Annotated in this window: 8 protein-coding genes; 7 read left to right on the top strand and 1 reads right to left on the bottom strand. The window is 61.3% G+C overall.

Annotation, left to right across the window (positions count from 1 at the left end):
* Positions 1-21: 21 nt before the first annotated feature.
* Positions 22-1,332: an NCS2 family permease gene (locus tag WBF74_RS06415; protein WP_424436920.1), complete on the bottom strand. Its 1,311-nt coding sequence runs from the start codon at positions 1,330-1,332 to the stop codon at positions 22-24.
* A gap of 59 nt (positions 1,333-1,391) precedes the next feature.
* On the opposite strand from WBF74_RS06415, the gene WBF74_RS06410 reads away from it, so the two are divergent.
* The 7 genes from WBF74_RS06410 to WBF74_RS06380 all read left to right on the top strand — a co-directional run bounded on the left by WBF74_RS06410 (position 1,392) and on the right by WBF74_RS06380 (position 7,814).
* Positions 1,392-1,829 carry a hypothetical protein gene (locus WBF74_RS06410; protein WP_424436917.1) on the top strand — a complete coding sequence of 146 codons (438 nt, stop codon included), beginning with the start codon at positions 1,392-1,394 and terminating at the stop codon, positions 1,827-1,829.
* 83 nt (positions 1,830-1,912) lie between these two features.
* A complete protein-coding gene (locus WBF74_RS06405; RefSeq protein ID WP_424436913.1) occupies positions 1,913-3,601 on the top strand; it encodes a hypothetical protein in 1,689 nt (562 codons plus the stop codon).
* A 95-nt stretch (positions 3,602-3,696) separates the two neighbouring features.
* Complete coding sequence (proS, locus tag WBF74_RS06400) at positions 3,697-5,016, top strand: proline--tRNA ligase (protein ID WP_424436910.1); 1,320 nt, start codon at positions 3,697-3,699, stop codon at positions 5,014-5,016.
* Between the two features lie 28 nt (positions 5,017-5,044).
* Complete coding sequence (locus WBF74_RS06395) at positions 5,045-6,334, top strand: lipoprotein-releasing ABC transporter permease subunit (protein ID WP_424436907.1); 1,290 nt, start codon at positions 5,045-5,047, stop codon at positions 6,332-6,334.
* The gene (locus WBF74_RS06390; protein WP_424436904.1) at positions 6,327-7,040 is read left to right on the top strand and encodes an ABC transporter ATP-binding protein; all 714 of its coding nucleotides are present in this window, start codon (positions 6,327-6,329) and stop codon (positions 7,038-7,040) included. Before WBF74_RS06395 ends, WBF74_RS06390 begins: the two co-directional genes overlap by 8 nt.
* 98 nt (positions 7,041-7,138) lie before the next feature.
* Positions 7,139-7,591: a DUF411 domain-containing protein gene (locus WBF74_RS06385; RefSeq protein WP_424436901.1), complete on the top strand. Its 453-nt coding sequence runs from the start codon at positions 7,139-7,141 to the stop codon at positions 7,589-7,591.
* A gap of 85 nt (positions 7,592-7,676) precedes the next feature.
* A complete protein-coding gene (locus WBF74_RS06380; RefSeq protein WP_424436898.1) occupies positions 7,677-7,814 on the top strand; it encodes a hypothetical protein in 138 nt (45 codons plus the stop codon).
* Positions 7,815-7,842: the final 28 nt, after the last annotated feature.

Raw genomic sequence — 7,842 nt, 5'->3', positions numbered from 1 at the left:
CGGTGCCCGCAACAATTGGAATCATTGCAGGGCGAGTTTCACCGTGAAGGCGAGCGCGATGATCACCACCGCCGCATTGAGATCCCGGACACGGCCCGAGAGCAGCTTGATCGCTGCATAGGAAATGACACCAAGCCCGATCCCGCTCGCGATGGAAAAGGTGAGGGGGATGGCAAGCGCCGTCACCACGGCGGGCACGCTTTCCGTGATGTCGTCCCATGACATATCCGCAAGGCCGCGCGCCATCAGGCAGGCAATGAAAACGAGCGCGGGGGCCGTGGCATAGGCCGGAACCGTCGCCGCAAGCGGTGCGAGGAAAAGGCTGAGAAGAAACAGCACGCCCGCCGTTGTTGCCATCAGCCCCGTGCGCCCGCCTGTCTCGATGCCCGCCGTGCTTTCGATATAGCTCGTGGTGGTGGAGGTACCGAGCAGGGCACCAATGGCCGTGGCCGAAGAATCCGCCACCATGGCGCGGCGCAGGCGCGGCAGTTTTCCTTCCGCGTCGAGCATCCCCGCGCGCTGCCCCACGCTCACAAGCGTGCCTGTGGTGTCGAGCAGGTCCACCAGCAGAAAGACAAAGACAATGGTGACAATGCCTATCTCGAGAGCACCGCGCACATCCATCTGGAGGAAACTCGGTGCGAGGGAAGGCGGCGTGTCCGTTACTCCCTGAAGCGGTTGCAGGCCAAGCACTACCGCTATCGCCGTCACGCCGAGGATCGTCACCATGATCGCGCCGGGCACGCTGCGATGGTAGAGCGCGATCAGCACAACAAAGCCTGCCATTGCAAGCAACGCTCCCGAGGCACCGAGATTACCAAGTGTGACGAGCGTTACCGGATGATCGGCAACAATGCCCGCATTCTGAAGGCCGATCAGCGCAAGAAAGAAGCCGATGCCCGCGCCAATGCCATATTTCAGCGAGCGCGGAATGGCATTGACGAGCTTTTCGCGCAGCGGCGAAAGCGACAGGGCAAGAAACAGCAGACCCGAAAGAAAGATACAACCAAGCACAAGTCGCCAGTCACCGCCAAATTGCGGCACGACCGTATAGGCGAAGTAGGCGTTGAGCCCCATGCCGGGGGCGAGCGCGACGGGATAGTTCGCATAGAGGCCCATGATGAGCGAGCCGATGGCCGCCGCAAGACAGGTCGCCACAAAGGCCGCGCCGAAATCCATGCCCGCATCGGCAAGGATCGAAGGGTTCACGAAGATGATATAGGCCATGGTGAGAAAGGTCGTCACACCCGCCAATATCTCGGTACGGATCGTTGTCCCGTTGGCCTCAAGTGAGAACAGGCGTTCGAGAACCTTGCCGCTCCTGCCGTCCATTTTCGTTCCCCCGCGATACGGAAACAATTCCTTAAAGCCGATACATGCAGGATGAAAGCATGATGAAGCGCCTGTCCATCCTTCTGTTGCTCTGCCTTGCACCCGCCGCCCAGGCGGAGGTCGGGCTTGCGGGGGAGGGTGCGCCGCTTGTGGTGAGCATTTCCGAGAAAGATTGCCGCCATATCTCGGCCCACCTGCCCGGCGGGGCGGACTATGTGCCCGGTACCGCGGTGGATGGCCGCGCGGTTGTCCCCGCAGACATCAATGGCGGATATGGCTATGGCCTGCGGCCTTATTACGAGTTCGACATCGAACTGGTGGACACGCTGACGCCCGGCCCGGCCCATGCTCTGGAAGGCACCATCGCGGTCGCCCGCGTCGGCCTCGACATGACCACGGGCCGCGTCACGATTGACGGGCGGGATGCGGCGGGCATGGACCATGCCATTGCCGAAGCCTGTGCAAGATTGCATCAGGCCCCACCCAAACAGCCTTAAAGCGCCTCTCTCCGCCGCGCCTTGATTGACACTTTGGGGCGCTCCAAGCAGGCTTTCCCCGTTTCGAGCGGGGGCAAGGTTCGATGGTGTCTGGCTGGCGCAAGGTTGCGCTTCTCTTTCTGTGTGTCGCTTTTGCGGGTGCTTTCAGCGCATCCGCGGCGCATGCGCAAGGCGCGCTCTGGCGCATCACAAAGGAGCGCTGGGACGCATCGGACGAAAAGGCATGGCAGGAGTTTGTGGCAGCCCTCGGCGCGGCCGATTGCTGGACCTTTGATGAGTGTATCAAAAGCCCCGCCAATCCCTATCGCCACACCGATCCGAAAACGCGCTTCTATGTCGATTGCGCCGACATGCCTTATGTGCTGCGCGCCTATTTCGCGTGGAAGAACGGCCTGCCTTTCGCGTGGCAATCGGCCATGCGCTCGGCCGACGGGCCGGGCGGTGACATCCGCTATTCGACGCTCGGCAATATCACCGTCGCGCGAAGCGAAGTGCCGCGCACGGAAAAGGGCGTCCCCGCCATTCCGATCCTTCACACGCTGGTGAATGTCGTCTCCACCGCCATGTTCCGCCGCAACGCGATGGCGGATGATCCGGTGATGTTCTCCGATACCTATTCACCGCGCCTCGACCGGCAATCCATAGTGCCGGGCACCATCGCCTATGATGTGAATGGCCATGCCTCGCTTGTCTGGCGGGTGGAGCCGGGCGGACGTATCCTCATTTTCTCCTCGCACCCGGATCACTCCCTGAGCCGCACTCATCTCGGACGCGAGTTTCTGCGCACCGGGCCGGAGCTTGGCTCGATCTTCCAGAAGTTCCGTCCCATTGAAGTTGTCGGTGCAAGGCGCGCGAAGAATGGCGCGCTGGTGGGCGGCCGGATCGTCGCTGCATCCAATGACGAGATCCCGGATTTCTCGCTGGAGCAATACACAGGCAATCCTCCCGGCGACCCGCACCGCTGGCGCATGGCCACATGGGTCCATGAAGGAGAACAGCTCGACTTCTACACTTATCTCCGCACGCGCCTTTCGGCGGGCGAGCTTGCCTATCGCCCGGTCGAGGAACTGCGCGCGATGATGCAGTCCATCTGCTTTGATATCCGCTCACGCAAACAGGCGATCGAAATCTCCACCGCGCGCGGCATCCAGAATATGAGCCCGCCTCCGCGCCTGCCGGACAATATTTACGGCACGCATGGTGTTTGGGAACTTTACTCGACCCCGTCCCGCGATGCGCGCCTGAAAACGGCGTTCAAGGAGATGTATGATCTCACGGCGACCTTTCTCCAGATGGATGGCGAGAAAGCGCCACGCCTCGATTATGATGGGGATGATCTTGCAGGCGATCTTCTCACCGCCTGGCATGAGCAGAATGCAGCCTGCGACATTTCCTATGTGAACTCGGCGGGCAAGGTGGTGAAGCTCACCATCGAAGATGTCATGAACCGCCTCTACGACCTCTCTTTCGACCCTTATCACTGTATCGAGCGCCGCTGGGGGGCGAGGGGAGAGGAGCTTGCTACCTGCCGCGATGACGCGGTGAAAACCCGCTGGTATGAGGCGCAGCGCTTCCTTCGCAACCAGATCGACCGCACCTATGATGTCGATATGGGCTACACGCCGGAGGACCTCGAACGGGGCCCCTGGGGCCTCAGAACCGGGCGCGGCGTGGAGCAGGGGCCGGAGGTCAATGTCCGGGATATGCTGGAGCGGGCGGCCACAAGGCGCACCGCAAGCGGCGAGATTGCGAATCCGCCCGCGACCCCCTAAAACTTGAAGCCCGATTGTCACCTTTCCGGCGGGCCTGGAGCCGCGCCGCAGGCCGCTGCGCCTTCCGCTGCGGCGGTCTTTTTTTCAGGAACACCATGCGTCTTTCCAGCTATTTCCTGCCCACTTTGAAGGAAAACCCCGCGGAGGCTCAGATTGTCTCCCATCGCCTCATGCTGCGCGCCGGCATGATCCGCCAGACAGCGGCCGGCATTTATGCGTGGCTGCCGCTCGGCCTCGCCGTGCTGCGGAACATCGAAAAGGTGGTGCGTGAGGAGCAGGCGAAGGCAGGGGCCATCGAAGTGCTGATGCCGACGCTCCAGTCCGCCGATCTGTGGCGCCAGTCCGGTCGCTATGATGCCTATGGGCCCGAGATGCTGCGTATCAAGGACCGGCACGAGCGCGACATGCTCTACGGCCCCACTAATGAGGAGATGATCACCGACATCTTCAAGGGGGCGGTGAAGTCCTATCGCGACCTGCCGCGCAACCTCTATCACATCCAGTGGAAGTTCCGCGACGAGATCCGCCCGCGCTTCGGCGTCATGCGCGGCCGCGAATTTCTGATGAAGGACGGCTATTCCTTCGATCTCGATGTGGAAGGCGCACGTCAGGCCTATCGCAAGATGTTTGTTGCCTATCTGCGCACCTTCGCCCGGCTCGGCCTCCGCGCTATCCCGATGGCTGCCGACACCGGCCCTATTGGCGGCGATATGAGCCACGAGTTCATCATTCTTGCGGAAACGGGAGAGAGTGCGGTCTTCTGTCACCGCGATCTCGTGGACATGCCTGTCCCCGGCGATGACATCGACTACAATGGCGACCTTGAGCCGATCATCCGTGCACGTACCGATCTTTATGCGGCGACGGATGAGAAGCATGACGAGGCGAAGTTCGAGGCGGAGGTTCCTGCCGACAAGCGCCTCTCCGCACGCGGCATCGAAGTCGGTCATATCTTCTTCTTCGGTACAAAATATTCTGCCGCAATGGGCTGCGTCGTCGCCGGGCCGGACGGCAAGGAAACCCCGCTTCAGATGGGCTCCTATGGCATCGGCGTTTCCCGCCTTGCCGGTGCGATCATCGAGGCGAGCCATGATGAGGCAGGTATCATCTGGCCGGATTCCGTTGCGCCATTCCGCGTCGGCCTTATTAACCTGAAGAGCGGTGACGCGGAGACGGATGCCGCCTGCGCCACCCTTTACGAGAAACTTCAGGCTGCGGGCATTGATGTGCTCTATGACGACACGGATGAGCGCGCGGGCGCCAAGTTCTCGAACATGGACCTGATCGGCCTGCCGTGGCAGCTTGTCGTCGGTCCGCGCGGGCTCAAGGCCGGTACGGTGGAATTGAAGCGCCGCGCAACCGGCGAACGGGAAGAGCTATCGCCGGAAGCAGCGCTTGCGAAAATCGCAGGCTGATGCGCTCACGGGCGGAACAGGACGGGATATGACGGACGCTGCACAGCCCATTGCGAGAACCCGTGGCCGGAGCCGTGCTTTCGGTGCCTTTGAGTGGCTTCTCGCGATGCGCTATCTGCGGTCACGCCGCCGCGAGGGCATCGTCTCCGTCATCGCGATCATCTCCTTTCTCGGCATCATGCTGGGCGTGGCCACGCTCATCATCGTCATGTCGGTGATGAACGGTTTTCGCACCGAGCTTCTCTCGCGCATTCTCGGCCTGAACGGCCATCTCTATGTGCAGGGCATCGGTGTGAACATCACCGACTATGATGCGCTTGCAGAAAGTGTGGTTGCCGTACCGGGCGTCACTGCCGCCATTCCGCTGGTCGATGGTCAGGTCATGGTACAGAGCGCGCGCAACGCGGGCGGCGCATTGGTGCGCGGCATGCGCGAGGCCGATCTCAAATCCATGCCCATCATCGCGGACAATATCGTGATGGGTACACTGGACGGGCTGGAAGAGGGCGGCGTCGCCGTCGGTTCGCGGCTTGCGGAAAATCTGGGCCTTCTCGTCGGCGACAACATCACGCTTCTTTCCCCGCGCGGCGCGATTACGCCATTTGGCACCGCGCCGAAGGTGGGCGCCTTTCCCATCCGCGCCATCTTCGAAATCGGCATGTCGGAATATGATGCGAGTTTTGTTTTCATGCCGCTTGATGAAGCGCGCGCCTTCTTCCGTACGAATGAAGGGGTAAGTTCGCTCGAAATTCGCGTGGCAAACCCGGATCGCGTGAATGATTTCGTGGGGCCAATTGCCACGGCGGCAGGCCCGTGCTGCGCCGTCACCACCTGGCAGCAGCGCAACGAGAGTTTCTTCTCCGCCCTTCAGGTGGAGCGGAACGTGATGTTCCTCATCCTCACGCTTATCCTGATCGTCGCCTCGCTCAACATCATCTCTGGCCTTGTCATGCTGGTGAAGGACAAGGGCAGGGACATCGCCGTATTGCGAACGATGGGCGCAACGCGCGGCGCCGTCATGCGAGCCTTCTTTATCTCCGGTGCATCCATCGGCGTTGCGGGCACGATTGCAGGTTTCCTGCTCGGCCTCGTCTTCTGCCTCAATATCGAAAATCTGCGGCAGTTCCTGTCGCGGCTTTCCGGCACGGAGCTTTTCTCGCCGGAAATCTATTTCCTGAGCCGCATGCCCGCCGAGGTGGATGCGAGCGAGGTCACGGCCGTGGTGCTGATGGCGCTGTTCCTGTCTTTCGCCGCGACGCTTTATCCCGCCTGGCGTGCCGCCTCGCTCGATCCGGTGGAGGCGCTGCGCTATGAATGATGCCCCTGTTCTCTGCCTTCGCGGTATCACCCGTACCTATAAACAGGGCGAGGAAGAGCTGCGCATCTTCGCAGGTGCCGATCTTGATATCTGGAAGGGTCAGATCGTCGCGCTGGTCGGACCGTCCGGCGCGGGCAAATCCTCGCTGCTCCATATTGCGGGCCTGCTGGAAGCGCCGAATGAAGGTGAGGTGTGGATAGGCGGGCGCGACTGCGTGGCGCTCAGCGATGCCAAGCGCACTGCCGTTCGCCGGAGCGAGATCGGTTTCGTCTATCAGTTCCACAATCTCCTGCCCGAGTTCTCGGCGGTGGAGAATGTCATTCTCCCGCAAATGATCGCCGGTGTGCCGCGCAGGCAGGCACGGGCCTTCGCCCTCGATCTGCTCACCCGCATGGGCCTTGCAGAGCGCGCAGAGCATCGCCCGGCGGAGCTTTCCGGGGGCGAACAGCAACGCGTCGCCATTGCCCGCGCGCTCGCCAACCGCCCCGGCATCCTTCTCGCAGATGAACCCACCGGCAATCTGGACCCCAAAACCTCACGCATGGTTTTCGGCGAGCTTCTGAACATCTGTCGCTCGCAGGGCGTGGCGGCCCTGATCGCAACCCACAATCTCGATCTCGCGAGCCATATGGATCGCGTGGTGCTCCTCCACGAAGGAAAGCTCCACGAAGGCACCGAACTCGCCGCTGCCTATCAGAGCCTTTGAACGGAGTCGTGGAACATGGCTTTTGCGCCCGATGAACGCGCGCTTGAGCTGCCCCCTGCTGGAAGGTTTATACTTCCCACCAAATCAGGAGGCGACCCATGACATTCCTCACCCGCCGTTCTCTTATCCTAGGATCGATCGTGGCCGTTTCATTGCTTCCGATGAAGCTGCCTGCTCACGCCGCACAGACCCTCGAAGTTTACAAGACGCCTTGGTGCGGCTGCTGCACTGCCTGGGCCGATCAGATGCGCGAGGCAGGCTTTCCGATCGCTGTTACTGTGGTTGAGGATATCGAGCCCCTTAAAGCGAAGGCGGGCGTGCCTGCCGATCTTGCTTCCTGCCACACTGCTTTCATCGAGGGCTATGTAGTGGAGGGCCATGTGCCTGCCAATGAAATCGCGAGGTTGTTGGAGGAAAGACCACGCGCCACAGGCCTTGCCGTAGCCGGTATGCCGATGGGATCTCCCGGTATGGAAGTGGATGGCCCTGCCGACGCTTTTGAGGTCATTCTTTTCTCCCCTGCGGGCCGCATGGTTTTTGCGCGTTACTGAAAATTAGATCGGAGCTCTTGACATGGGAACATATAGAGAACACTTTAGGTGGGAACATTTAGGGAACTTGGCTGGAGGGTTTGATATGCGCGCGATCTGGAACCGGGCATCCGAAGGCGAAACAGGCAACTGGCTGAAGGATGTCGCAGCGCTTTTCTCCCTCGGTGCTTTTCTCTGGGTGGCGCTGACATGGATATCCATCGCCGAGGTAATGGTCGGCTGACAGGTGTGAAAAGCAGGCAGGGTGGGGG

It is taken from the genome of Parvibaculum sp. (assembly GCF_049672805.1).
Classification (GTDB): Bacteria; Pseudomonadota; Alphaproteobacteria; order Parvibaculales; family Parvibaculaceae; genus Parvibaculum.
This window is presented reverse-complemented; position numbering and strand designations above follow the sequence as displayed.

What these genes read in the sequence shown, in the direction of transcription:
- WBF74_RS06415 (WP_424436920.1), bottom strand. Translation starts at nt 1,332, where the DNA reads ATGGACGGCAGGAGCGGCAAGGTTCTCGAACGCCTGTTCTCACTTGAG.
- WBF74_RS06410 (WP_424436917.1), top strand. Translation starts at nt 1,392, where the DNA reads ATGATGAAGCGCCTGTCCATCCTTCTGTTGCTCTGCCTTGCACCCGCC.
- WBF74_RS06405 (WP_424436913.1), top strand. Translation starts at nt 1,913, where the DNA reads ATGGTGTCTGGCTGGCGCAAGGTTGCGCTTCTCTTTCTGTGTGTCGCT.
- proS (WP_424436910.1), top strand. Translation starts at nt 3,697, where the DNA reads ATGCGTCTTTCCAGCTATTTCCTGCCCACTTTGAAGGAAAACCCCGCG.
- WBF74_RS06395 (WP_424436907.1), top strand. Translation starts at nt 5,045, where the DNA reads ATGACGGACGCTGCACAGCCCATTGCGAGAACCCGTGGCCGGAGCCGT.
- WBF74_RS06390 (WP_424436904.1), top strand. Translation starts at nt 6,327, where the DNA reads ATGAATGATGCCCCTGTTCTCTGCCTTCGCGGTATCACCCGTACCTAT.
- WBF74_RS06385 (WP_424436901.1), top strand. Translation starts at nt 7,139, where the DNA reads ATGACATTCCTCACCCGCCGTTCTCTTATCCTAGGATCGATCGTGGCC.
- WBF74_RS06380 (WP_424436898.1), top strand. Translation starts at nt 7,677, where the DNA reads ATGCGCGCGATCTGGAACCGGGCATCCGAAGGCGAAACAGGCAACTGG.